The 23448-nt window shown below is 64.7% G+C and carries 24 protein-coding genes; 18 read left to right on the plus strand and 6 right to left on the minus strand.

Features of this window, described 5'->3' with window-relative positions:
* Window positions 1-22 precede the first annotated feature (22 nt).
* The 6 genes from ACZ1JV_RS18580 to ACZ1JV_RS18605 form a co-directional block, all read right to left on the minus strand.
* Window positions 23-667, minus strand: a complete 645-nt coding sequence (locus ACZ1JV_RS18580; protein ID WP_465149992.1) for a hypothetical protein — start codon at window positions 665-667, stop codon at window positions 23-25.
* A gap of 69 nt (window positions 668-736) precedes the next feature.
* Window positions 737-1408 (minus strand): DUF2306 domain-containing protein, encoded by a 672-nt coding sequence (locus ACZ1JV_RS18585; RefSeq protein ID WP_465149993.1) that lies wholly within the window; start codon window positions 1406-1408, stop codon window positions 737-739.
* A gap of 7 nt (window positions 1409-1415) precedes the next feature.
* A complete protein-coding gene (locus ACZ1JV_RS18590) occupies window positions 1416-2162 on the minus strand; it encodes an NYN domain-containing protein (protein WP_465149994.1) in 747 nt (248 codons plus the stop codon).
* Entirely contained in the window at window positions 2134-2721 is a 588-nt protein-coding gene (locus ACZ1JV_RS18595; RefSeq protein ID WP_465149995.1) for a hypothetical protein, read from the minus strand. Before ACZ1JV_RS18595 ends, ACZ1JV_RS18590 begins: the two co-directional genes overlap by 29 nt.
* Entirely contained in the window at window positions 2718-2846 is a 129-nt protein-coding gene (locus ACZ1JV_RS18600) for a hypothetical protein (protein WP_465149996.1), read from the minus strand. The genes ACZ1JV_RS18595 and ACZ1JV_RS18600 overlap by 4 nt, the downstream gene beginning before the upstream one ends.
* Before the next feature lie 113 nt (window positions 2847-2959).
* Window positions 2960-3853 carry a LysR family transcriptional regulator gene (locus tag ACZ1JV_RS18605; RefSeq protein ID WP_465149997.1) on the minus strand — a complete coding sequence of 298 codons (894 nt, stop codon included), beginning with the start codon at window positions 3851-3853 and terminating at the stop codon, window positions 2960-2962.
* A 140-nt stretch (window positions 3854-3993) separates the two neighbouring features.
* On the opposite strand from ACZ1JV_RS18605, the gene ACZ1JV_RS18610 reads away from it, so the two are divergent.
* From ACZ1JV_RS18610 to ACZ1JV_RS18695, 18 genes are all read left to right on the plus strand, one after another.
* Entirely contained in the window at window positions 3994-4404 is a 411-nt protein-coding gene (locus ACZ1JV_RS18610) for a (R)-mandelonitrile lyase (RefSeq protein ID WP_465149998.1), read from the plus strand.
* Between the two features lie 9 nt (window positions 4405-4413).
* Entirely contained in the window at window positions 4414-5649 is a 1236-nt protein-coding gene (locus tag ACZ1JV_RS18615) for a multidrug effflux MFS transporter (protein ID WP_465149999.1), read from the plus strand.
* Between the two features lie 78 nt (window positions 5650-5727).
* Complete coding sequence (locus ACZ1JV_RS18620; RefSeq protein WP_465150000.1) at window positions 5728-6717, plus strand: aldo/keto reductase; 990 nt, start codon at window positions 5728-5730, stop codon at window positions 6715-6717.
* Between the two features lie 84 nt (window positions 6718-6801).
* Window positions 6802-7632: an SDR family oxidoreductase gene (locus ACZ1JV_RS18625; protein ID WP_465150001.1), complete on the plus strand. Its 831-nt coding sequence runs from the start codon at window positions 6802-6804 to the stop codon at window positions 7630-7632.
* A gap of 358 nt (window positions 7633-7990) precedes the next feature.
* Window positions 7991-10144, plus strand: a complete 2154-nt coding sequence (locus ACZ1JV_RS18630; RefSeq protein ID WP_465150002.1) for a TonB-dependent siderophore receptor — start codon at window positions 7991-7993, stop codon at window positions 10142-10144.
* Between the two features lie 99 nt (window positions 10145-10243).
* Window positions 10244-10876: an energy transducer TonB gene (locus ACZ1JV_RS18635; protein WP_465150003.1), complete on the plus strand. Its 633-nt coding sequence runs from the start codon at window positions 10244-10246 to the stop codon at window positions 10874-10876.
* The gene (locus ACZ1JV_RS18640) at window positions 10873-11385 is read left to right on the plus strand and encodes an RNA polymerase sigma factor (RefSeq protein WP_465150004.1); all 513 of its coding nucleotides are present in this window, start codon (window positions 10873-10875) and stop codon (window positions 11383-11385) included. The genes ACZ1JV_RS18635 and ACZ1JV_RS18640 overlap by 4 nt, the downstream gene beginning before the upstream one ends.
* Before the next feature lie 103 nt (window positions 11386-11488).
* Window positions 11489-12469, plus strand: a complete 981-nt coding sequence (locus ACZ1JV_RS18645) for a FecR family protein (protein WP_465150005.1) — start codon at window positions 11489-11491, stop codon at window positions 12467-12469.
* Between the two features lie 119 nt (window positions 12470-12588).
* Window positions 12589-15114 (plus strand): TonB-dependent siderophore receptor, encoded by a 2526-nt coding sequence (locus ACZ1JV_RS18650; protein ID WP_465150006.1) that lies wholly within the window; start codon window positions 12589-12591, stop codon window positions 15112-15114.
* 37 nt (window positions 15115-15151) lie between these two features.
* On the plus strand, window positions 15152-15934 hold the full coding sequence (locus ACZ1JV_RS18655; RefSeq protein ID WP_465150007.1) for a PepSY-associated TM helix domain-containing protein: 783 nt from the start codon (window positions 15152-15154) through the stop codon (window positions 15932-15934).
* Between the two features lie 12 nt (window positions 15935-15946).
* Entirely contained in the window at window positions 15947-16717 is a 771-nt protein-coding gene (locus ACZ1JV_RS18660) for a PepSY domain-containing protein (protein ID WP_465150008.1), read from the plus strand.
* On the plus strand, window positions 16714-17004 hold the full coding sequence (locus ACZ1JV_RS18665; RefSeq protein ID WP_465150009.1) for a DUF3325 domain-containing protein: 291 nt from the start codon (window positions 16714-16716) through the stop codon (window positions 17002-17004). Before ACZ1JV_RS18660 ends, ACZ1JV_RS18665 begins: the two co-directional genes overlap by 4 nt.
* Before the next feature lie 17 nt (window positions 17005-17021).
* On the plus strand, window positions 17022-17342 hold the full coding sequence (locus ACZ1JV_RS18670) for a hypothetical protein (RefSeq protein WP_465150010.1): 321 nt from the start codon (window positions 17022-17024) through the stop codon (window positions 17340-17342).
* Window positions 17339-19402 (plus strand): TonB-dependent receptor plug domain-containing protein, encoded by a 2064-nt coding sequence (locus ACZ1JV_RS18675; protein WP_465150011.1) that lies wholly within the window; start codon window positions 17339-17341, stop codon window positions 19400-19402. The genes ACZ1JV_RS18670 and ACZ1JV_RS18675 overlap by 4 nt, the downstream gene beginning before the upstream one ends.
* Window positions 19403-19883: 481 nt before the next feature.
* On the plus strand, window positions 19884-20756 hold the full coding sequence (locus ACZ1JV_RS18680; RefSeq protein ID WP_465150012.1) for an AAA family ATPase: 873 nt from the start codon (window positions 19884-19886) through the stop codon (window positions 20754-20756).
* Between the two features lie 2 nt (window positions 20757-20758).
* Window positions 20759-21187: a GFA family protein gene (locus ACZ1JV_RS18685; RefSeq protein ID WP_465150013.1), complete on the plus strand. Its 429-nt coding sequence runs from the start codon at window positions 20759-20761 to the stop codon at window positions 21185-21187.
* 10 nt (window positions 21188-21197) lie between these two features.
* Entirely contained in the window at window positions 21198-22076 is an 879-nt protein-coding gene (locus ACZ1JV_RS18690) for a DUF817 domain-containing protein (RefSeq protein WP_465150014.1), read from the plus strand.
* Between the two features lie 177 nt (window positions 22077-22253).
* Window positions 22254-23435, plus strand: a complete 1182-nt coding sequence (locus ACZ1JV_RS18695; RefSeq protein ID WP_465150015.1) for a vWA domain-containing protein — start codon at window positions 22254-22256, stop codon at window positions 23433-23435.
* Window positions 23436-23448: the final 13 nt, after the last annotated feature.

Here is a 23448-nt window from a genome sequence, read left to right on the forward strand (position 1 = left end):
CGCCGATCAGTCGTTTTCGATCTTACTTCGTTCCAGCGGTCGCAACGACAGGCGTTACTGCCAACGGCGCCGGCACAGCGACGGGAACGGGCGGCGTTGTAACGGTCGCATAAGTCACGTCCTCGTCAAGGAAGCCCTTTACCGGTGAGCCGGACGCGATGAATGCGCTGGTGCCCGTGGTCAGGAACCCGGCAATTGGCACGAACGCAATGGCCGCCACGACGCCGCCAGTGCCGGTCACGCCCTTATCGTCAAACGTGCCGGACACTCGGATACTGCGATCCCCAAGCCGGATCGAGACGACGCGCGCGCCGATGTAGCCGGACTTGCCCCACATGCCCTTGTTACGCACTTCGGTAATTTCGCCAACGGCAGGCGTGCCCGCCGGAATGATGACGACGCCGTTGTGCTCAACGTTCGCCGCCACTTCCATCTGGAAACGCTGGCCGACCCGCAGGGCCTTCTTCTTGGTCGTCAGTTCTTCCCGCGTCACCAGCGGAATTTCCACTCCAGCGCGAAGAACATTGTCCTGTGCAGGTGCAATCGGCACGGCAACTTGCGGCTGCGCGGCGCTCGGCGAAGTAACGGCACCCCCCTGTTGCTGCGCATTACCAACGACAGCAACCGTCACCAGCAGGCAGAAGCCCGCGGCATACTTCAGTTTCATATTAACCCCCCTGTGAGGTGAGAACCACCTCACGATGGGGCCTAAAATCAGGGTCTGCTCGAAGTCAAATCAAATAACTGAAATCGCCGCCAGCCATCTCCGGTAAGGTATTACGCTCTTAATTTGCGGATACCGCCGCAACCAAAGTTCCGCCGCGATCAGGTTCGGCACCCAGCACAACCACGCGATGGCGATATAGGCCGTCAGGAAATCGATCCCGATAATCTGCGAAAGCGGCAGATAGAGGCGCAGGGTCACCGCCGCGAAGGTCAGGGCAAAGCTGCGGATCATCCAGCGCCGATGCCGCACGAAATCGCGCCTTAAGGCGGCCAGCCAGCCGAGTGCAGTGCAGGTTATCCAGTTCAGGGCCAGAAGGAAGAAGCCCGTACCGGCAACCGGGCCGGCCGTCGTGCCCCACGCCAACGCCGCGCCCGCCGAACCGCCCCCGAGGCAGGCGCAGACATAGATCCTACCGATCCAGCGATGGAGACCGCGCGCCCGGCTCCGCCATTTCGCGACGAACTGCCACGGCCCGGCCAACAGCGCGACGCCGGCGAGCGAGGCATGGGTAATCAGCAACGACACACCTGCACGGTTATGCGCAAGGTTCGAGCCGATCGCCGCAGTGTCACGAAAAAGGTAGCTCAGCCCCCAGAACGCCACCGCCGTCGCCAGCAGCCCCGCCAGAACCCGGCCCGTAAGGCCGATCCAGCGCACGGGCCGGGCGGGCGTGATGCCCATCGCCGCCTCAACGCATCCGCTTGATGAACAGCCCGCTCTCACGCTTTTCCGTGGCGAAATTGGGAAGCGTCTGCACGAGTTCGGACAGGCGAGAGAAACCATAACTACGCGCATCGAAGCTGGACCGGTTGGCAACGCGCTGGCCCACTTCGGAAAGGCTCGCATAGCCGTTCTCGTCCCGCTTACTGGCCTTCCAGCCCTCCCCGATCAGCTTGACCAGATCGGCATCGACCGGCGGCGCGGAGGCTTCCGCCTCGCTGTCCTCGGCATCGGCGGCTGGCAGCGCTTCAAGATCGATGAAGCGGGTGCAGGCCTCGCGAAAAGCCTCGGGCGTGCGACTGGTCCCGAAGCCATAGACCGGCGTGCCGTTCTGCCGGATGCGGATGGCGAGCGGCATGAAATCGCTATCGCTGGTCATCAGGCCGAAGCCGTCGATATGGCCACCATAAAGCAGATCCATCGCATCGATGGTCATCTTCATGTCGGTGGCATTCTTGCCCTTGGTCACGTCGAACTGCTGCTGCGGTTCCAGTGCATGGCGATGCACCAGTTTCGACCAGCCCTTCAGCGAAACCTTGCTCCAGTTCCCGTAGGCCCGCCGCACATTGACCGAGCCGAGATCGCCGAGGATGGTCAGCGCCGCTTCCAGATTGGCGGGCGAGGCATTGTCGGCATCGATCAGCAGCGCGATGTTGCGCGCGGCGCGCGGCTTGGTCTCGGGCAAGTCAGGCTCCTTCCGGTTGGGGCTCCTCATCGCAATGCGCGTGGGCGCGCGAGGTTGCCCGCCGCCAGATTACCGCGAAAAAGACCAGCAGCACCAGCGGCATGATCGGAAGCGAAAGGTTCATCGCCAGCGGCCGCGCGAAGGCAGGGGCGATGAAAGCCAGCAGCAGGGCCAGCTTTTCGTAAGGTGCGAAGCTGCCACGCAGCCCCTCCCCCACCAGCCAGAGCATCGGGAAGGTCAGCAGCACCATGTCGTAATCGAGCACGAAGGGCGTTGCCAGCGGCGCCCCCGCCAGCACCAGCGCGGCAAGTCCTGTCCCCCAATGCCTGCCCCACGCGGCCATGACCACGAGGGCGGCCACTATGGCCGTGATCACCCCTTGCACCGCATAGGCCGCGACCGACGCCACACCCAACAGACGCAGAGCCGCGAACGGGCTGACCATCTTCCCGAAGCCCACGGCGCCATCAGCCATGGCCGCCTGCGCCCGCGTGGATGCACCCAGCCAATGCACCCACAGCTCAGACCCGAAAGCCAGTGCGGAGAGCCCGGCCAGCGTCAGCGCGGCAAGGCCCGCAAGAAGAATCACCCGCCATGCGACGTGGCCAGCAGCCAGACCACCATCGCCGCGTTGAGCAAGGCGAGCAGGAGCAGGTATCCCCGCACCCGGTCCGCGCCCAGCCAGTTCATTTCGCGCAAGAAATCAGCCCCCATAAGCGGATTGATTGCAACGCCCCGGCGGCGAAGTCCATGGGCTCCACACATCGCTTGATCACCAGCGCCGGCCCCCTGCCCCCTGCACCCTATCGCTCTGCACTCCCATGCCATCAGCCCCGAAAACGTAATGCCTCGATCAGCAGCGCAAAAGCAGGCTTGGGCTGCCGCCGGCTCGGATAGTAGAGATGGTAGCCGGCGAAGGGCTCGCACCAGTTTTCCAGAACGCGGACGAGCTGCCCACGATCGATCGCATCCTGCACATAGTCGGCGGGAACGAATGCCAGCCCGAAGCCATCGATCGCAGCATCGATTATCACGTCGACATTATTGGAGGTGAACTGCCCCTCGACGCGAACATTGAGTTCGCGACCGCCCTTCTCGAACTCCCAGGCGTAGAGGCCGCCCGCAGTGGTCAATCGCAAGTTGATGCAACTGTGCGCTGCAAGGTCCTGCGGCACTTGGGGAATACCGTGGGCTTGCAAATAGTCCGGAGAGGCGACTGCGGCCATCTGCAATTCCGGCCCAATTCGCACCGCGATCATGTCGCGCGCCACCTGCTCACCAAGGCGCACGCCGGCATCGAATTTGTCCTCGACGATATTGCGTAGCCCGGAATCGACACTGAGTTCGACCTCGACCTCGGGGTAGTCGCGCATCAGCTTCGCAACGGCAGGCCAGAGCACTGTCCGTGTGGCATGGCTCGGTGCGGTAATGCGGATCAGACCCGCCGGCTTCTCGCGAACTTCCCCAAGAAGGTCCAGTTGATCCTCGATCTGAGCGAAGGCCGGTGCAATTCCCGCAAGCAACCGCTCTCCTACATCGGTGGGCGATACACTCCGTGTGGTGCGCGAGAGCAGGCGCACGCCAAGTCTGGCCTCCAGCCGCCGGATCTTGTGGCTCAATGCCGACTGCGAGATACCCATCTTGGCGGCTGCGCGCGTGAAGCTGCGTTCGTCGGCAATGGCGATGAAGGCATTCAGGTCGTTCAGTTCGTCGCGCTGCATTGATGACTCATATCGATAGCTGCATGCGGCAATGATGCACTAATCATCAGGTTTACCGCAACGTATCTTCGGATCGTCCAACAGGCGTGCCCGGCACTACCGGCCGGCGGCAATGGATCATCAAGGAAGGACTCCCCCCGATGAAACTCATCCGCAACGGCACCCAGCCCTCGATCAAGGGCCCGGCCGACTGGTTCACCGGCAACGTGCGTATCGACAGCCCGTTTCAGGGTGAAGCGCCTGCGCGCGCCGGCGGCGCCATCGTGACATTCGAACCCGGCGCGCGCACCGCGTGGCACACCCATCCGCTCGGCCAGACGCTGCTCGTCACATCGGGCTGCGGCTGGACCCAGTGCGAAGGCGAGGCAATCGTCGAGATCCGCGCCGGAGACATCGTCTGGTGCCCGCCCGGCCACAAGCACTGGCACGGCGCAACGCCGACCACCGCGATGACCCACGTCGCCATCGCCGAAATGCTGGACGGCCGCGCGGTAGACTGGCTCGAACATGTGACCGACGAGCAGTATCTCGCCGGCCCGGCAAAGGAATAAACGCAAGACATGACCGGTACTACGGCGCCGGCCGGCCTTGCCCCGCACGGCGCGGGAGAGGCCGGCGATCACGGTTGGCGCGTCCTTGGCATTCTCTGCCTGTTGATGGGCTTCGCCTCGATCTCCACCGACATCTATTTGCCCGGCATGCCGACGATGTCGCGCGCACTCGGCGCGGACATGGGGACGGCCGAGTGGACCGTTTCCGGCTACCTGATCGGGTTCGCGCTGGGGCAGTTGTTCTGGGGCCCGGTGGGCGATCGCTTCGGGCGCCGGCTTCCGGTCGCGATCGGCATCGTCCTGTTCGTCCTCGGCTCGGCCGGCTGCGCGTTGGCGACAAGCATCTGGTGGGTGATTGCCGCGCGCGTGGTGCAGGCGGCAGGCGCATCGGCCGGCGTCGTGCTGGGCCGCGCGATGGTACGCGATCTTTACCAGGGCCCGCGCGCGGCCAGCATGATGTCCACGCTGATGACGGTCATGGCCATCGCTCCGCTGATCGGCCCGCTGCTGGGCGGACAGGTCCTGCTGGTCATGGGCTGGCGCGCGATATTCTGGGTGCTGGTGGGGATCGGCACGGTCACGCTGGCGCTGCTGAGCACCCTGCCCGAAACGCTGCCGCCAGAGCGCCGTCACCGCGTCAGCGCGGGTCAGGCGATCGCCCGCTACGCCGCCCTGCTGCGCAATCGCCGCGCCATGGCCTATGTCGGCGCAGGCGCGTTCTACTACGCCGGCATGTTCGCCTATATCGCGGGATCGCCCTTCGCCTACATCACCTATCACGGCCTGCCGCCGCAATATTATGGGCTGCTGTTTGGCCTCGGCATCATCGGCATCATGGGTTCGAACATGGTCAATGCCCGGCTGATCCACCGCTTCGGCGTCGATGCGATGCTCAAGGCCGGAATCGCATGGGCCGCGGCAAGCGCGCTGCTGGTCGCGATAGCGACATGGACGGACTTCGGCGGCCTTCCCGGCCTCGTGCTGGCGCTGTTCCTCTACATCTCGGCAACCGGGCTGATCGTCGCCAATTCCATCGCCGGCGTGCTTGAGCAGGCGCCGCAGGGGGCCGGTGCTGCCTCTGCGCTGGTAGGCGCGGTCCAGTATGGCAGCGGCATCTTCAGCTCCGCTCTGATCGGCGTCTTCGCCAACGGCACGCCCGCGCCGATGGGGACGATGATACTGGTCACCGCCCTCGCCAGCCTTGCCTGTCTGGCAGGTCTGCGCACTTATGACTCGTCGTTATAAAAGCATGCCGGATACTGCGGATAATCGCCTGCCGCGCCCTGCATTACTCTCCGCCGCGAACGGAAGGAGCGGACTACCATGAAGACCCGCAAGCTGGGACAGCTCGAAGTCAGCGAACTGAGCTATGGCACCATGAGCTTTGCCGGTACTTACGGCGCATCGCCCGCCGAAGACGAAGCGATCCGCGTCATTCGCGGCGCGCACGAACTGGGCGTGACGATGTTCGATACGGCCGAAGTCTACGGCCCGTGGACTAATGAAGTGCTGGTCGGCAAGGCACTGGCACCGATACGCAGCGAAGTCGCCGTCGCCACCAAGTTCGGCTTCGATGTCGATTCCGACACCGGCGAACGCCGCGGCGGGCTCAACAGCCGGCCCGAGCATATCCGCAAGGTGGTGGACGCCAGCCTTGCCCGGCTGGGCATGGATCACATCGACCTGCTCTACCAGCACCGCGTCGATCCCGAAGTGCCGATCGAGGACATTGCCGGAACCGTCGCGGAACTGATCGCAGCGGGCAAAGTGGGCCATTTCGGCTTGTCCGAAGCTGCCGCCGCGACGATCCGGCGCGCTCATGCGGTATGCCCGGTCGCCGCGATCCAGAGCGAATATTCCCTCTGGACCCGCGAACCGGAGCCCGAGGTCCTGCCGCTCTGCAAGGAACTGGGGATCGGCTTCGTGCCGTGGAGCCCGCTCGGCGCCGGTTATCTCACCGGCAAGATCGACGCCGCCACTCCCATCGGCGAAACCGACTTCCGCGCCGCTTCGCCCCGCTTCACCCAAGAGGCGCGCGACGCGAACCAGGGCCTTGTCGAACTGCTGAAGCAGATCGCCGAAGCCAAGAGCGCAACGCCCGCTCAGATTGCACTGGCATGGCTGCTTGCCCGCGAGCCGTTCATCGTCCCCATCTTCGGCACCCGCCGCCTCGAACGCATCAAGGAAAACCTGGGCGCCGCAAACGTGGAGCTGACGACACAAGACATGGCACATATCGAGCAGGCCTCGGCTGCCATCACCATCGAAGGCGCGCGCCTGCCCGCCGCCGTGCTCCAGTTCTCCTATCGCTGAGTCCCTCGGGTCGCGCCAGGATCCGCGAAACGCCGGAGCTTTCCTGCGGGAATGCCCCGGCACGTATTCTGAAAGGAAGCGCCAATGGCCGAAGTCATAGTTGTCATCGGTGCCGGCTCGATCGGCATCGCCATTGCCCGGCGTATCAGCACCGGCAAGCATGTGCTGCTGGCGGACCTCCGCGATGAGCCGATCGCGGCAGCCGCCAAGGTCATGGCCGATGCAGGGTTCGAGACGAGCACGGCCACCGTGGACATTTCCTCGCGGGCCTCGATGGAAGCGCTGGTGGCTCAGGCCACTGCCATTGGTGACGTCAGCGGCGTCATTATCGCTGCGGGTCTCTCGCCCTCGCAGGCACCGGCCGAAAAAATCCTCGCGGTCGATCTCTACGGATCGGCGCTGGTGCTGGAACTGTTCGGCGATGTGATGGCCAAGGGCGGCAGCGGGATTGTCGTCGCCTCGCAGTCGGGGCACCGCCTGCCTGCGCTTACGCCCGAGGAAGACCGCCTGCTGGCGACCACTCCGGTCGAGGATCTGCTGGCGCTGCCGATGCTCCAGAGCAACCGGATCACCGACCCCCTGCTCGCCTACCAGTATTCGAAGCGCTGCAACGCCCTGCGCGTAAAGGCCGAGGCGGCGACGCGCTGGGCAGCACGTGGGGCTCGGGTCAATTCGATCAGCCCCGGCATCGTCATGACCCCGCTTGCCCGCGATGAGCTGTCCGGCCCGCGCGCCGGCGGCTACCAGCGCATGATCGACGGCTCCCCCGCCGGGCGCGCCGGAACGCCGGACGAAATCGCCTCGCTCGCTGCCCTGATGATGGGGCCGGACGGGGCCTTCATCAACGGCGCGGATTTCCTCATCGATGGCGGCGTTACCGCATCGTGGTTCTACGGGGCGCTCCAGCCGGAGTAACCCGGGCGCCCCCGGCGCAAACGGCTCAGATGAGCGGGTCAGTCGTCAGGCAGGTTCGGGCGCCGTCATCGATGTAGCCACGCGCCATCGACCGGTTCGAGATGCCAGCGCTGCTCAGGTTTTCATGGTGACGGCGCCGATACTGCGAACCGCTCGGGGGGTCGGCACAACGCTAACGCCACACCCCCGCCAACGAACCTTCACCAATCAAGACAACCCCTTGCACCATGTCGCGACAGGTTTGTCGGACAGCGAATATAGACATTGCTACAATGTTGCATTTGCAAATCATTCGCATTAGGTGCCGCCCGACTTAACGACGCCGGCTTCTCCAGCGCGCCGACTCAGGGGGCTTAAAATGATCACCAGAACCAGAAATCGCATGTGCTATTGCGTCTCATCCGCACTGGCACTCGGCCTGCTGAGCTTCGGCAACGCCCACGCCGAAACCGCGCCAGAGGATCCGGAGCAGGACTCGATCGTGGTGACGGGCGAAACGGAAACCACCGGCCTCAGCCTCTCATCGCGCGAAACCCCGCAGTCGGTCACCGTGCTCGACAGCGTCCGCATGGAGGAGCAAGGCCTCTACGATATCTCGGCCGTGATGGAGCAGATCGTCGGCATCCAGTCGAACCGCTCCAGCGCGCTCGGCACCGACGGTACCAACTATACCGCGCGCGGATTCGCCGTGCAGAACTACCTTGTCGACGGGATCGCCCGCCCCACCAATCTCTACGGCTTCACCGAAGATACCGCAGACATGATCGCCTATGATCGGATCGAGGTGATCCGCGGCTCGGCAGGCATGATGACCGGCACCGGCCAGCCTTCGGCAGCGATCAACATGATCCGCAAGCGCCCCGGCACGGACCTCAAGGCCAGCGCGGCCGCAACCGTCGGTTCCTGGGACATGTATCGCATCGAAGGCGACGTGAGCGGAAAGGTAACCTCGGACGGACGCATTCGCGCGCGCGTTGCCGGGGCCTGGCAGGACAACGACACTTTCATCGACCGTGAACATGCCAAGCGTCAGGCGCTTTATGGCATCGTCGAGGCCGATCTGACGCCCACCACACTGCTTACCGCGGGAGTCGAGTACCAGAATTTCACCAACACCGGCGCCTCGCGCGGCGGCCTGCCGCTGTTCTACACCGATGGCACCAAGACCGACTTCGCCCGTTCGACCAACGGCGGCGCCGAATGGTCCGATTTCAACCGCAAGAGCGTGAACATCTTCGCCTCGATCGCACATGATTTCGACAAGAACTGGCATCTCCAGATCGACGCCGAGCACAAGTCCGGCTCTTATGACGAGACCATCGGCTATTTCTTCGGCACCGCGATCGACAAGGACACCGGCCTTGGCGGCACGCTCTATTCCACGCGCTGGGCATCCGACCTCACCCTGAACGCCGTCTACGCCAACTTGCGCGGCAGTTTCGAAGCGCTGGGCCAGGAACAGCACATCGCGCTGACGCTGAGCCATGCCCAGTTCGATGACGACCAGACGCTCTATCCCGGCTGGTGGTCGGGCGGTGACTACATGAAGTCGGTCGATGCCTTCGAATTCTTCGCAACCGGCGAAACCACCAAGCCCGACTTGACGACCATCCAGGGCTATGGCGGCAACCGCATCCGCACCACCGCCGCTTCAGGCGTCGCGCGGCTCAAGCCGATCTCGCCGCTGTCGGTGATCGTGGGCGGACGCCTGACCTGGTGGGAGCAGGACAGCTACTCCCAGGATCTCGCGGGCCCCCGCACCTGGACGCCGGGAACGCACGAAAAGGCCGTGCTGACCCCTTACGCCGGCCTCGTGCTGGATCTTACGAAGACCGTCTCGGCCTATGTCAGCTACGCCAGCGTTTTCGAACCGCAGACCCAGCGCACCGTCGATGGCGACATGATCGCCCCGCTCGAAGGCAATACCTACGAAGCGGGCCTCAAGGCCGACTTCCTCGACGGCAAGCTGAGCGCCAGCGCCGCCGTCTTCAAGATGAAGCAGGACAACTACGCGTTGGCAGACGGCCCCGGCATCTTTGCGCCGGACGGCAGCGCCGCCTATCACGCAGTCTCTGGCATGAAGTCGTCGGGCTTCGAACTCGAAGTCAACGGTGAGATCCTGCCCGGCTGGCGGGTCGCGGGCGGCTTTGCCAATGCCCGGGCCGAGGATCGCGACGGGGTTCGTCAGCTTGCGCAGATCCCCAAGAACACCTTCAAGATGTTCACGGCCTACAGGCTGCCGGGCGCACTTGAAGCCTTGATGGTGGGCGGCAACCTGAAGTGGCAGAGCAAGACCACGGCAGACGGCACGGGCCCCAATGGGGAGCTTTACACGCAGGGCAGCCTTGCCACGCTGGACTTGCTGGCGAACTACCGATTCTCGGAACACTTCTCCCTTACCGCGCACGTCGATAACGTCTTCGACAAGAAGTACTATTCGGGCCTTTATATCGGCAGCGCCCGCTATGCGACGCCCCGCGCCTTTACGCTGACGCTGCGCGGCACGCTGTAAGGACCGCGCGGCAACCATCACTCACCACCGCGCGTGACCCCGCCGCCTTTCCTTTGCCGCGTGCACCGTTCCCACCGAAAGGGTGGGAACGGTGCACCGGTGCGTGCGGTCGCCCTGGTCATCACGGCGGGGGTTCACGTGGCGGCAGCAGCCGTTGCCGCCATCACCTTCGGCTGGCTGCAAGCAGGCTCCCCGGACCACACGGCGGCGGTGCCCAGGCTCGTGACGTTCGACGTACATGCGCCGGCACCATTACCCGAAAAACCGAGTGCCCACGCGATTCGCCCACGGCATTCACCGGCATCGGTCAGGGCAGAGATCGCCCTGCCCCTTCCCGCCCGCACCGTGGCGATGCTCCAGACGAACGCGTCCGACGCGCCCACCGCCGCCGGCGGCAGCCTTTCGGACAATCTGCCTGACGTCGCCCTGTCCTATCGCCGCGCGCTGATCGCACAGCTGGAAAGCCAGCGCCGCTATCCCCCAGGATCGCTTCGCCATAACGCGCAAGGGACCGGCTCCCTGCTCTTCCGCATCGACCGTGAAGGGAATCTGCTCGATGCAGTGATCGTTTCCGGCACGGGACATGCCGCCCTCGACCAGGCAGCGCTTGGCATCGTTTCGCGAGCAGCACCGTTCCCGCCGATCCCGACCGGGCTTCCCGACGAACTCGTCATAACCCTGCCTATCGCCTTCCTCATCGATGATGAGCTGGCCTCGCCGGTCACGCCGTGAACGGGGGCGATGCGGCTATCGTCGGTTGCCATCAGGCGGCTCTGTCCGCCTATGTGCGCTCGCTCGTGAATTCGCCGCCGGTTGCCGCCGATATCGTGCAGGAGACCTGGGCGCGGGCCATTCCGTCGCTGCGTTCGGGCCGGGTCGAGAACCCCCGCGCCTTTCTCTACCGCGTGGCCCGCAATCTGGTGAACGACCGGGCGCGGGACAACGGCAAGTGGCGGCCCTGGCTGGCGGAGGAAGAAGCGGGCATCACCATTGCCGATGACAGCCCCGATGCCGAACGCCACGTCCTTGCGGCAGACCGCCTGCGCATGGTGCGCGAACTGGTCGAGGGGCTGCCAGCCCGGTGCCGGGAAATCTTCATTTTGCGCAAGTTCGATGGCCTCGATCAGGCAGACATCGCCGACCGCCTCGGCATCACGCGGGGCGCGGTCGAGAAGCAGTTGCGGATCGCCCTGCTGACGCTGGCCACCCGCCTCGGCGAAATCGAGGAGGAGGAAGCGTGATGGCCGATGCGCTCCGCAAGATAGACTGGTTCGTGTCTGGCGTCGTGTTTGGGGGCTCCGTTCCGTCATGGTCTATGACGACACCCAGCGAAGGGACGGAACCGTGACCGAAACCGCGCCACGCGCCACCATTCCGGCCGCTATTGCCGAAACCGCCGCCGATTGGATCGTCCGTAGGGACGGGGGAGAATTGTCGGCCGAGGATGAGCGGGCCTTCCAGCGCTGGCTCACCGAGCCTGCCCATCGCCGCGCCTTCGAACGACTGGAAGATCTTTGGGGGCTGATGGACAGCGATCCGGCGCCTTCCTTGCCTTCGCTCCCCGCCAAGCGCCGGAGCCTGCTGCGCCGCAAACGCGGTTCCGCCGTGGCTCCCGCACGCAAGCCGCAGCGCTGGGCCGGTGCCGTCGTCGCCGCATCGGTAGCGCTGTTGGCCTTCGCCTCGTTCGGCCATTGGCCGACCCGCCTGCCCGCGGACTATGCCACTGGCGTGGGCGAACGGCGTATGCTGACGCTGGAAGACGGTTCACGCATAACGCTGGGCAGCAGCTCGGCCATCGTTCACGACTTTTCCGGCGCCAGCCGCAAGGTTCGCCTGCTAGAAGGCAGCGCGTTCTTCGAAGTTGCGCCAGACCGCAGCCGCCCCTTCACCGTCGAGGCTGCAGGCGGCAGCGCCACCGCGCTGGGCACGGCTTTCGCAGTGCGCGAACGGGACGGCACGGCCGAACTCGTGGTGACCGAACACCGCGTCCGGGTCATCGGCGGCGGACGTTCCGGCATCGTCGATGAAGGCCAGCGCGTCGATTTCGGCGCGGAGAAACTGGGCGCTATCGAAGCCGCCGGACATGGCAGCACTGCCTGGACGCAGGGCCAGCTCGTTGTGGTGAACCGCCCCTTGCGCGAGGTCGTCGCGGAAATCGCGCGCTATCGGCATGGCTATCTCACCGTCGCTGGGCCCGCGGCGGACGTGAAGGTCAGCGGCGTCTACGATCTCGACCACCCGCTCGCCGCCGTGGACAGCATCGAGCGCAGCCTGAAGCTCAGGTCTTTCCGGCTTTCGGACCGGCTGATCGTGCTCCACCGCTGAGGGGCGCAAAAAACTTTGCAGCCCTTAGTCGTGTTTTCCCGCCCCACCCCGTCTCCATTATTGAGAATGGATCGCAACATCGTGATTGCGCCGTCTCGCAACCATGTGGGGTCAATTCGATGTACGAGAAAACGGGTCATGGCGGCGCACGTCTGCTGATAGCCGCACTGCTTGCCGGCACCACGCTGACCGGCGGCATGACCATGTTCGCATCCAGTGCGATGGCGCAAGAGAATCGAATCGTGAAGGGCGGCGTGAATGGCGGCGCGAACGCCTATGCCATTCCCGCCGGATCGCTGAGCGACGCGCTGAACAGCTTTGCGCAGCAGAGCGGATTGCAACTGAACTACGATGCCTCGCTGACGCAGGGACGCCAGTCGCAAGGCCTGAACGCGACGCTGCCGTGGCGCGATGCGCTGGCGCGGCTGCTGTCCGGCACCGGTCTGGTGGCGCGCGCCAACGGCCCCGCCGCCGTGACGATTGCCCGCGCGACCACCGGCGCAATGACGCTCGATACACTGCTCGTCTCCGCCAGCACGGAGCCCGCCGTGGCCGCCGCCCCCAGCGAGGAACGCACTTTCGACGCAGGGGACGACGCGCCGCGGGGCGATGCCATCCTCGTGCTCGGCCATGACGACAGGATCGACGCGCGCTCGGCCTCGGGCCCTTGGGGCGACAAGCTCGTCATCGACACGCCTTACGCGATCAGCGTGCTCTCGCAGGACCTGATCGAAAGCGTCGTCGCCGGCGACATGGACCAGATGTTCAAGATGAACCCGGTGGTCCAGAATTCCGCCCCATCGACCGTCTACGGCACGCCCTATGTTACCATCCGTGGCTTCGATTCCCAGAAGGGCGTGGTGGACGGCGTCCGGCTTTCCTCCACGCTGACCGGCATTTCCATGGAAGAACTCGCCAATGTGGAGATCATGAACGGCCTGTCCGGCTTCCTATACGGCGTCGGCAATCCGGGCGGTGTGACCAACTACGTGCTCAAGCGGCCGACTTACACACCCACGCGTGACATCACCGTGGGCGACTATGGCAACAGGCAGTTCTTCGTCCACGCCGATCTGGGCGGCAAGATCGACCGGGACGGTGTGTTCGCCTACCGCCTGAACCTCTCCTATCAGGACGGTGAGACGGCGAAGAAGAACCAGAACATCGCCCGCAGCCTGTTCAGCGGCGCGGTGGACTGGAACGTCACGCCGGACCTGCTGCTGCAAGTGGAAGCGGCGCATACCTATTACCGGATCGACGGCATCGATTCCCGCTTCTACGCCTATGCCGATACCAGTTACGCGGCGATCGATCACTGGATCGAACCGCTGGACGCCAGCAAGACCTGGACGCCGGACTGGACTTACCTCCAGATCAAGACCGACCGCATCGGCACCAATGCCAGGTGGAAGCTGAACGACACTTTCAGCCTGCGCGCCGCCTACCTCTACAAGCGCGATGCGCAGGAATCGATCAACGTCTATCCGGCTTATTTCGAGGATGTAGGCTGGAAGGTCGGCTGGGCCTCGCGCAGCGCGCCGTCCTACAACATTGCGCAGGGCGCCTATGCCTATCTCGACAGCGAATTCGCCACGCTGGGCATCAAGCACCGCCTGACCTTGGGCGCTTCGGGCGACATCCTGCGTGTGAAGCGGCACGTCACCAACTCGGTCAGCGCCGGTTTCTCGCCGGCCTTCACCGACCCGAACGACATGAACAATTGGGCCATGCCCGATACGCTGAACACTTATTCGTGGGGGGCGCTCTACAAGTCCAGCCAGTCGCAGAACACCAACGTGATTCTGGGTGACGACATCCAGTTTACCGAGCAGCTCAGCGCAATGCTGGGCGTGAACCGCAGCACCGTGAAGGCCCGCAACTTCGGGGCGACCGGCGCGCGCACGTCCAGCTATAACGAAAGCGCCTATACGCCCACGATCTCTCTGGTGTTCAAGCCGGCGGCGCGCGTGACGACCTACGCGACGTACATGGAGGGGCTGGAACAGGGCTCGACCGTCCCGGACGACGCCGCGCTCTACAACAATCCGGGCGAGATCATGAAGCCCTACGTCTCCAAGCATTACGAGGTCGGCGCCAAGTACGCGCCCATCGACGCGCTCATTATCACCGGCGCGCTCTACCGGATCGAGAAGGCCAATTCCTTCGACGAGACGGTGAACGGCAAGATCACCCGCACGCAGGACGGTGTGGAGGTCCACCAAGGCGTGGAACTGACGGTGACCGGCCATGTCACGCCCCGGCTCAACGTGATGCTGGGCGGCACCGTGATGGACCTGAAAGTCACCAAGACCAGCACGGCCTCACTCTTGGGCAAGAAGCCCACCGGCGTCAGCGACATGCTGGCGAAAATCTTCGCCGATTACGAAATTCCGGGGCTGGACGGCTTCTCCATCAGCGGCGGCGTCTACCACGCCGGCAAGATGTACAAGGACAGCGCCAACCTCCAGAAGATCGACGGCTACACGATCGTCGACCTTGGGATGCACTACAAGACAGAGATCGACGGGCATCCGATCCGCTTCGACCTCAACGTCGCGAACGTGGGCGGCCTCGATTACTGGGCGACCTCGTCCCAGCTCGGCGGCCCCCGCAATGTGGCCTTCGCGGTCAAGTACGGGTTCTGAGCGTGACGGACCGGGATAGACACGCGGTGGCCGCGTCATGAAGCAGAGCCTGCGCCAGTCGATGGCATGGCTGCACACCTGGGCCGGACTGGTGCCGGGCTGGGTGCTCTACGTCATCTTCGTGTTCGGAACGGCGGCGTTCTTCCAGCACGAGATCGACGCCTGGATGCGGCCCGAGCTGCCTTCCGAAACGCGCATATCCCCGCGCGCCTTCGCCTCTGCCGATGCGGTGCTGCGTGCCCGCGCGGCGGGGGCGGAGAGCTGGTCCGTCTCGCTGCCCGATGCGCGCGGCGGCAGCGGGCTGGACGTATCGTGGCAGATGCCCGGCCAAGGCCGCCGCGAAGGGACGCGGATCACGCTGGATCCCGCTACCGGCGCCGAAATCCCGGTGCGCGAGACGCGGGGCGGCTTCTTCCTCTACCGCTTCCATTTCGACCTCCATTTCATCTCGGTCATGTGGGCGCGCTATCTGGTCTGCGTGGCGGCCATGGCGATGCTCGTGGCGATCCTGTCCGGCGTGGTGACGCACAAGAAGATCTTCACCGACTTCTTCATGCTGCGCTTCCGCAAGGGGCAGCGCAGTTGGCTGGACGCGCACAACGTGACCGCCGTGCTGGCCCTGCCCTTCCACCTGATGATCACCTACACCGGTTTGGCGACGCTGCTGTTCACGCTGATGCCCTGGGCGATTTCGGCGAACTTCCCGGACCGGCAGGCCTTCTACGCCACCACTTATCCGCAAGGACCGGAGCGTGAGGCCAGCGGCGAACCCGCGCCGATCGCCCCGATCGGGCGCATGATCGCCAAGGCCCAGGGCTAATGGGGCGGCGCCATGCCCACCTATCTCTCGATCGAAAACCCTGGCGACAAGGCCGCCTTGGCCACGCTCTATACCGCCAAGTCGGATTGGGGGAATGGCCGGTCGGACACGGTCTATCTCGATGCCACGAACGCGGCAGTGCTGCCGTCCACGCCGGCATCGCCCGGCGGCGCCACCGCTACGCACCGCGTCATGGTGGACCTGCATACGGCGTGGTTCGCGGGTTACGGCCTGCGTTGGCTCTACTTCCTGTCCGGCCTTGGCGGCGTGGCCATGGCGGCGACCGGGCTGTGCCTGTGGTGCGTGAAGCGGCGTCTGAAGCTGCCCGATCCAAATCGCCCGCATATCGGCTTCCGACTGGTGGAACGGCTCAACATCGGCTTCATTACCGGAGCACCGATCGGGATCGCGGCCTATTTCCTCGCCAACCGGCTGCTGCCCGTTTCCCTGGCCAACCATGCGGACTGGGAAATCAACGCCCTCTTCATCGCCTGGGGCGGAACGCTGGTCTGGGCATTCCTGCGCCAGCCGCGCCGGGCATGGCTGGAGACGCTAGGTGTTGCCGCCATGCTCTACGCGGCCATCCCATTGGTCGATGCGGCAACCACCCCACGCGGCCTTGCCCGCAGCCTGATGGCGGGCGACTGGACGTTCGCCAGCTTTGACCTTGTGATGCTGGCGCTGGCCGCCGGTTTTGCCTTTACAGGCTGGACACTTGCCCGCCACAAACCGCGAGCGATGCCCGCGCGCAAACGGCGCAGCGGTGAGGAGGCGACTGCATGACCCATTTCATCGTCGCCGCCATGACGCTCGCGGGCTTTGCGCTCCTCCTCATGGCGATGGCGCGCCACCAGCAGGACTGGCTGCGCCGCAAACTGCCGGCACGGACCGCTCGCCTGCTGCGCCTTGGCGGCCTTGCCGTTCTGACCGCCGCGTTCGCCGTGGCGGGCTTCGGCTTCGGCTGGGCCTACGGCACAGTCGCGTGGTTTGGCTGGCTGTCGTTCGGTGCCGCCCTCACGCTCACTGCCCAGACCAATCGCGAGCGTATCCTCGCCCGACTGCGCCGATGAAAGGCTCGAAAAAACCCATGATCAAGCCCTTCGGCCAGCTTCCGCTGCGAGAGGCCACGCGCCGCCGCTGGTCGGTCGCCTCGCGCACAATAGCCGGAACGCTCGGCGCTTATGGGGTGACCGCGCTTGGCACCGTGGCGCTTTCGCTGGTCCTCGCCGCACTCGGCATGGCCCGCGCCGAGGCGGTTACCGCCGCCACGCTGGCGAGCTACGCGGTGTTCGCGGTGGTGGCCATGGCGGTGTTCCACGCCGCCAGTCCCGTGCGGGCCTGGGCCTGGCTGATCGGCGCGGCCGTGCCGCTGGCCCTGATTTGCTGGCTGCTGGCGGCCACGCGATGAACCCGTTCTCCCTGCTCATCGCCGGTGCCGCAGCAATGGCGTCCGGCACGCCCGGCGAAGAGCCCCAGGCCGGCGATCCCGCGCCGACCAGCACCGCTCATCCCGTCACGCCCGCCGGGCCCGATCCGGTCTACCCGGCCGAGTTCTACAAGGCTTTCCAGCCCCAAACCGCGCTGGACATGCTGGAACGGACGCCCGGCTTCATCCTGAGCGAAGGCTCCTCATTGCGCGGTTTTGGCGCAGCGGCGGGCAATGTGCTGATCGACGGCCAGCGGCCAACCGTTAAAGGCGGCGGAATTACCGAAGTGCTGCGCCGGATCGCCGCCTCGCGCGTGGAGCGCGTCGTCCTCCTGCGCGGCAGCGATGCGGCAGAGGCGCAGGGCCAGACACTCGTCGCCAACCTGATCCTGCGGGCCGATGCCGGCGGTTCCGGCAATGCCTCGCTCGCGCTGGCGCACACGGCCGATGGCCATATCTCGCCCAACGCGCGGGTCAGCTACGCCCGGCGGGTCGCGGGTTGGCAGACGAACGTCGAACTGTCCGCCGAAACGGTCCGCTATCCCACCCACGCCGTCTATCTGGAGCGCGATGCGAACGGCACGCTGACGCGCACACGCAACGAGCGGATCTCGGCGAACGCGCCGCAATACGGTTTTGCGCTGTCCACCTCAGGCGACGTGGTGGGCGGCACGCTGACGGTGAACCTGCGGCTCGGCAAGGACGGCTATTCGTCCCACACGGATTACGACATCTTCACCGGTACGGCCGACGGCCCGCCCGATTCCACCCGCACGATCGCCTACCGTGAGAACGGCCGCAGCGGCGAACTGGGTGCGGACTGGACGCGCCGGCTGGGCAACGACTGGAGCACCAAGCTGGTCGCGCTCGGCACCATCGAACGTTATGTCACTGCGGACGATCTGGCCGATCCCGGCTATCGCAGCGTGTCCGAACAGCGTGAAAAGCCGATCGAACTCGTCGGCCGCGTCACCGTCACGCGGGAGGGCGATCATCCGGTCCGCCCCGAACTGGGCGCGGAAGTCGCGTACAATCGCCTTTCCAGCGCGCTCGACTATGCCGAGGATACCGGCGCCGGGCTTGTCCCCATCCCGCTCAGCAATGCCGATACCCGCGTGTCGGAACAGCGCGCTGAGGCTTTCGCGAATGTGACGGTGGGGGTGGCCAAGCGGCTGTCGCTGGAAGCCGGCATGGCGATCGAATTGTCGCGCATTACCGTCAGCGGAGAGGCTGCCAGCCAGCAGAGCCTGTCCTACCTGAAGCCCTCCGCCGCGCTGGTCTGGTCGCCTTCGGCCGAGACACAAGTGCGCATCGGCATGCGGCGTACCGTCGACCAACTCGATTTCAGCGATTTCGCCGCTTCCGTAAATCAGACCGATGGCCGACCGCTGGGCGGCAATTCCCAGCTTCGTCCGGCGCGCATTACGCGCGCCCTGGCGCGGCTGGACCATCGCTGGGGCAAGGGCGGCGCGCTGGCGCTGGAAGCCTGGTACCAATGGCACACCGGCCTGCTCGGCTATGTCCTGCTCCCCAGCGGGGACGAAGCGCTGGGCACGATCGGCAACGGGCGCCAATGGGGCGTTACCGCACAGGGCACGCTGCCGCTCGAAGCGGTAGTGCGCGGCGCGCGGCTGACCGTGGACGCGACGCTGCGCCGCTCGCGCATGCACGATCAGGTTACCGGCCAGATGCGCCCCATGGATGACGTGATCCCCCGCAGCGTCAGCGCCGAATTCCGGCACGATCTGCCGAAACTCAAGTCATCGTGGGGCGTCACGCTCGCCGCCGCCGAATATGGCGACGTCTTCTACACCGCAGAACAACTCCGATGGCGCGATGGGACGAGCTGGGGCGGCTATGTCGAGACGACGGCACTCGCCGGGTTCAAGACGACATTGGCCGTCGCCGCGCTGGGCGGCCAGGATTTCTATCGCCTAAGACGCTTCTACAACCCCAGCCGCGCCGCGACCTATACCGGCAGCGAAGAACGCCGCCGCCATCAAGGCGCGACTGTAACCCTGACAGCAGCGCGATCGTTCTGAGCGCGTTCCTGATCGTGCCAGGCCGTTCGCACTGCCTCTCTGCATAGCTTGGCGGAAGTGGCCTCACTGGCACAGGGAATGCCGCACCGACGCAGAAATCCGGCGGCGTACAATCCGTAATGCACCCGATCTGCCTTGATCGCAGCGGCAAACGAGAGTGTGCCTTCCAAAATTTCGTCATCGGCCGGGCTCAGCGGAGCTTGCTTGTAGCTCACCCCGACACGCCAACGCACCGGCAAAACGCCCCCGCGCTTCCCGCGCCGGTATCTAAATGCACTTGCGTATCTACACCCCGCCAGTGCACACCCTCGGGCAACTCGGCCCGCGCAGCGCGGGTTGTCAGCGGGCCTTCTTTGAGCGTTTTCGCCTTATCGTTCACGTCAAACCATCACATATGCGTCAAATATACGTGCCCGCACGACAATAGACATTCACGAACGAGATTGGCGGAAATTCAGCGGTTTTTTTGGGATAATTACGGATGAGCGTGGATCATAAGACCGGCAATTCACAGCGTTTCGAAGGCACCAGCAGCTACGTCGCCACCGACGATCTGAAAGTTGCAGTGAACGCCGCCGTCCTGCTGCGCCGCCCGTTGCTGGTGAAGGGAGAGCCCGGCACCGGCAAGACCGTGCTAGCAGAACAGATCGCTGCCTCGCTAAACGCGCCGCTCATCACCTGGAACGTCAAGTCCACCACCAAGGCGCACCAGGGCCTTTACGAATACGACGCGGTAGGCCGCCTGCGCGACGGTCAGCTTGGCGACGCCCGCGTCCACGACATCAACAACTACATTCGCAAGGGCAAGCTGTGGGAGGCATTCACCTCGCCCCGCCTACCCGTGCTGCTGATCGATGAGATCGACAAGGCCGATATCGAGTTTCCCAACGACCTTCTGGCCGAACTCGATCGCATGGCCTTCGACGTCTACGAAACCGGCGAGCACGTTGCCGCTGCCGAGCGCCCCATCGTCGTCATCACCTCCAACAACGAGAAGGACCTGCCGGACGCGTTCCTGCGCCGCTGCTTCTTCCACTACATCAAGTTTCCGGACCGCGAGACGATGCAGGCCATCGTCGACGTCCATTTTCCCGGCATTCAGAAGACGCTCGTCACCAAGGCGATGGAGATCTTCTACGAGCTGCGCGAAGTGCCCGGCCTGAAGAAGAAACCCTCCACCAGCGAGTTGCTGGACTGGCTGAAGCTGCTGCTGGCTGAGGATATGCCGCTGGACGTGCTGCAGAACCAGGATCCGGCCAAGGCGATCCCGCCGCTTCACGGCGCCTTGCTCAAGAACGAGCAGGACGTCATGCTGTTCGAAAGGCTCGCTTTCATGGCGCGCCGGGGGAACTGATTATGACTGCACCTTATACCGGCCGCTGCTCGTGCAGCGCCGTCACCCTGGAAATCGGCGGAGAGCCCATCGCCACGCGCCAGTGCTGGTGCCGCCAGTGCCAGCAGCTGGCGGCGGGCAGCCCGACCAATAACGCCATCTTCAAGGTTGAAGACGTCGCGATCGAGGGCGATCTTGCCTCGTCCACGTGGAAGGCCGCCAGCGGCAACACGCTGACCTTCCATTTCTGCCCCAAGTGCGGCACCCAGATTTTCGCGCAGAGTTCGGCGCGTCCGCACCTGCAAACCATGCGCCTCGGCGCACTGGACGCGGGGCATGGATTGAAGCCGGAAGTGGTGATCTGGACCGACGACGCGCCGGAATGGGCGCATTTCGACACCGCGCTGGAAACCTGGCCGCAGCAACCGCCACCGCCGCCGTCTGCCACCTGATAGGGCAGGCATGACGGGTTCGCACACTCGCTTTGCCACCATCCGCGCGCGGCTCGAAGCATTCGAGCCGCGTCCGAGCTGGCGGGCATGGCTTTATGAATTTCTGCTGTTCGGCTTCAAGCAAGGTTGGGCGTGCCTGTTCGGCGGACTGCTGCTGGCACTGCTGGTGGTCACCCACTTGTTCTATCCGGCCGATGCGCCGCTTGCCCGTTACGATTTCCTGACGCTGGCGGCGCTGGCGATCCAGATCGCCATGCTGGCGCTGAGACTGGAGACCATGGACGAGGCCAAGGTGATCCTTGCCTTCCACGTGGTCGGCACGGTGATGGAACTGTTCAAGACGGCGCATGGGTCATGGGAATATCCTGAGGCAAACCTGCTGCGGATCGGCGGTGTGCCGCTGTTTTCCGGCTTCATGTACGCCGCCGTCGGCAGCTATATCGCCCGCATCTGGCGCATCTTCGATTTCCGCTTCAGCGGCTATCCGATCGAGGCGGCATCGGTTGCGCTGGCCGTGGCGATCTACGTCAACTTCTTCGCGCATCACTGGCTGCCGGACGTGCGGATCGCGCTATTCGCCTTGCTGGGCGCGCTCTTCCTGCGAACGCGCATCTGGTTCCGCGTCTGGCGGGAGGATCGCTGGATGCCCTTGCTGCTGGGCTGGTTTCTGGTCGCGCTGTTCATCTGGTTTGCCGAGAATCTGGCGACGTTTTCGCAGGCCTGGATCTATCCGAACCAGCGGCACGGCTGGGCCATGGTCCACTGGACCAAGCTGGGCGCGTGGTATCTGCTGATGTACATCTCCTTCGTGCTAGTGGCGCTGGTCCATCGCCCGAAGGCCCGTGCGGTTTCCTACCCAAGCCTGGAAGGTGTAAGTTCCGCGTCATGAGCTTTTCCCGCTTCATCGCCGCCCGGGCCCAGTTTGGACCGTCCTTTTCGCAAGGTGACACTTCGGCCCGAAAGGTCTCACACGGATGCGCAAAGTGACACTTAAGCCATTGATTTCACAACAAGGTGACAGTTCGCTTCTCCATGCGTTTCGTGTCAACCAAAGCGGAGTGTCGCCATGCTGCTGAACTTCGTGGAGGAACTGCGTGCCGCCGGTATTCCCGCTTCGCTGAAGGAGCATCTGGTGCTGCTGGAAGCGCTGGAGCGCGACGTGATCGAGCGGACGCCCGAGGCATTCTACTACCTCAGCCGCGCGACCTTCGTGAAGGACGAGGGCCTGCTCGACCGGTTCGACCAGGTGTTCCAGAAGGTCTTCAAGGGCGTGCTGACCGACTATGGCCAGCAGCCCGTCGACATCCCCGAGGACTGGCTGCGCAAGGTGGCGGAGCGCTACTTCTCCGAAGAGGAAATGGAGCAGATCAAGGCGCTCGGCTCCTGGGACGAGATCATGGAGACGTTGAAGAAGCGTCTGGAAGAGCAGGAAAAGCGCCACTCCGGCGGGAACAAGTGGATCGGCACCAACGGCACCTCGCCGTTCGGCCATTCGGGCTACAACCCCGAAGGCATCCGCATCGGCGGTGAAGGCAAACACGGCCGCGCGATCAAGGTCTGGGAAAAGCGCGAGTTCGCCAATCTAGACAACACCCGCGAACTGGGCACGCGCAACATCAAGGTGGCGCTGCGCCGCCTCCGCCGCTTCGCCCGCGAAGGCGCGGCCGAAGAACTCGATCTGGACGAGACGATCCGCGGCACCGCCAAGCAGGGCTGGCTGGACGTGGTGATGCGGCCGGAACGGCACAATGCCGTGAAGGTCCTGCTGTTCCTCGATGTTGGCGGGTCGATGGACCCGTACATCGAGATGATGGAAGACCTGTTCAGCGCCGCCAGCGCCGAGTTCAAGAACATGGAGTTCTTCTACTTCCACAACTGCCTCTACGAAGGCGTGTGGAAGGACAACCGCCGCCGCTGGTCTCAGCGCACGCCGACCTGGGACCTGCTCCACAAGTTCGGGCACGACTACAAGGTGATCTTCGTCGGCGACGCGGCGATGAGCCCCTACGAAGTCAGCCATCCCGGCGGTTCGGTGGAGCACATGAACGAGGAAGCCGGTGCAGTCTGGCTGCAGCGTGTGGCGCAGACGTATCCGGCGACCGTCTGGCTCAATCCCACGCCGGAGATCCAGTGGGGCTATTCCAGTTCCACGCGGATGATCCGCGACTTGATGGGCGGGGCGATGTTCCCGCTGACGCTGGACGGGCTGGACGCGGCAATGCGGGAACTGACGCGCAAGAAAGCCTGATCGCGCTTTCCTA

Source organism: Novosphingobium sp. BL-S-19 (assembly GCF_055521675.1).

What these genes read in the sequence shown, in the direction of transcription:
- ACZ1JV_RS18655 (WP_465150007.1), top strand. Translation starts at nt 15,152, where the DNA reads ATGAAGCAGAGCCTGCGCCAGTCGATGGCATGGCTGCACACCTGGGCC.
- ACZ1JV_RS18625 (WP_465150001.1), top strand. Translation starts at nt 6,802, where the DNA reads ATGGCCGAAGTCATAGTTGTCATCGGTGCCGGCTCGATCGGCATCGCC.
- ACZ1JV_RS18685 (WP_465150013.1), top strand. Translation starts at nt 20,759, where the DNA reads ATGACTGCACCTTATACCGGCCGCTGCTCGTGCAGCGCCGTCACCCTG.
- ACZ1JV_RS18580 (WP_465149992.1), bottom strand. Translation starts at nt 667, where the DNA reads ATGAAACTGAAGTATGCCGCGGGCTTCTGCCTGCTGGTGACGGTTGCT.
- ACZ1JV_RS18585 (WP_465149993.1), bottom strand. Translation starts at nt 1,408, where the DNA reads ATGGGCATCACGCCCGCCCGGCCCGTGCGCTGGATCGGCCTTACGGGC.
- ACZ1JV_RS18650 (WP_465150006.1), top strand. Translation starts at nt 12,589, where the DNA reads ATGTACGAGAAAACGGGTCATGGCGGCGCACGTCTGCTGATAGCCGCA.
- ACZ1JV_RS18615 (WP_465149999.1), top strand. Translation starts at nt 4,414, where the DNA reads ATGACCGGTACTACGGCGCCGGCCGGCCTTGCCCCGCACGGCGCGGGA.
- ACZ1JV_RS18660 (WP_465150008.1), top strand. Translation starts at nt 15,947, where the DNA reads ATGCCCACCTATCTCTCGATCGAAAACCCTGGCGACAAGGCCGCCTTG.
- ACZ1JV_RS18665 (WP_465150009.1), top strand. Translation starts at nt 16,714, where the DNA reads ATGACCCATTTCATCGTCGCCGCCATGACGCTCGCGGGCTTTGCGCTC.
- ACZ1JV_RS18670 (WP_465150010.1), top strand. Translation starts at nt 17,022, where the DNA reads ATGATCAAGCCCTTCGGCCAGCTTCCGCTGCGAGAGGCCACGCGCCGC.
- ACZ1JV_RS18630 (WP_465150002.1), top strand. Translation starts at nt 7,991, where the DNA reads ATGATCACCAGAACCAGAAATCGCATGTGCTATTGCGTCTCATCCGCA.
- ACZ1JV_RS18610 (WP_465149998.1), top strand. Translation starts at nt 3,994, where the DNA reads ATGAAACTCATCCGCAACGGCACCCAGCCCTCGATCAAGGGCCCGGCC.
- ACZ1JV_RS18680 (WP_465150012.1), top strand. Translation starts at nt 19,884, where the DNA reads ATGAGCGTGGATCATAAGACCGGCAATTCACAGCGTTTCGAAGGCACC.
- ACZ1JV_RS18590 (WP_465149994.1), bottom strand. Translation starts at nt 2,162, where the DNA reads ATGAGGAGCCCCAACCGGAAGGAGCCTGACTTGCCCGAGACCAAGCCG.
- ACZ1JV_RS18690 (WP_465150014.1), top strand. Translation starts at nt 21,198, where the DNA reads ATGACGGGTTCGCACACTCGCTTTGCCACCATCCGCGCGCGGCTCGAA.
- ACZ1JV_RS18695 (WP_465150015.1), top strand. Translation starts at nt 22,254, where the DNA reads ATGCTGCTGAACTTCGTGGAGGAACTGCGTGCCGCCGGTATTCCCGCT.
- ACZ1JV_RS18605 (WP_465149997.1), bottom strand. Translation starts at nt 3,853, where the DNA reads ATGCAGCGCGACGAACTGAACGACCTGAATGCCTTCATCGCCATTGCC.
- ACZ1JV_RS18675 (WP_465150011.1), top strand. Translation starts at nt 17,339, where the DNA reads ATGAACCCGTTCTCCCTGCTCATCGCCGGTGCCGCAGCAATGGCGTCC.
- ACZ1JV_RS18600 (WP_465149996.1), bottom strand. Translation starts at nt 2,846, where the DNA reads ATGGGGGCTGATTTCTTGCGCGAAATGAACTGGCTGGGCGCGGACCGG.
- ACZ1JV_RS18620 (WP_465150000.1), top strand. Translation starts at nt 5,728, where the DNA reads ATGAAGACCCGCAAGCTGGGACAGCTCGAAGTCAGCGAACTGAGCTAT.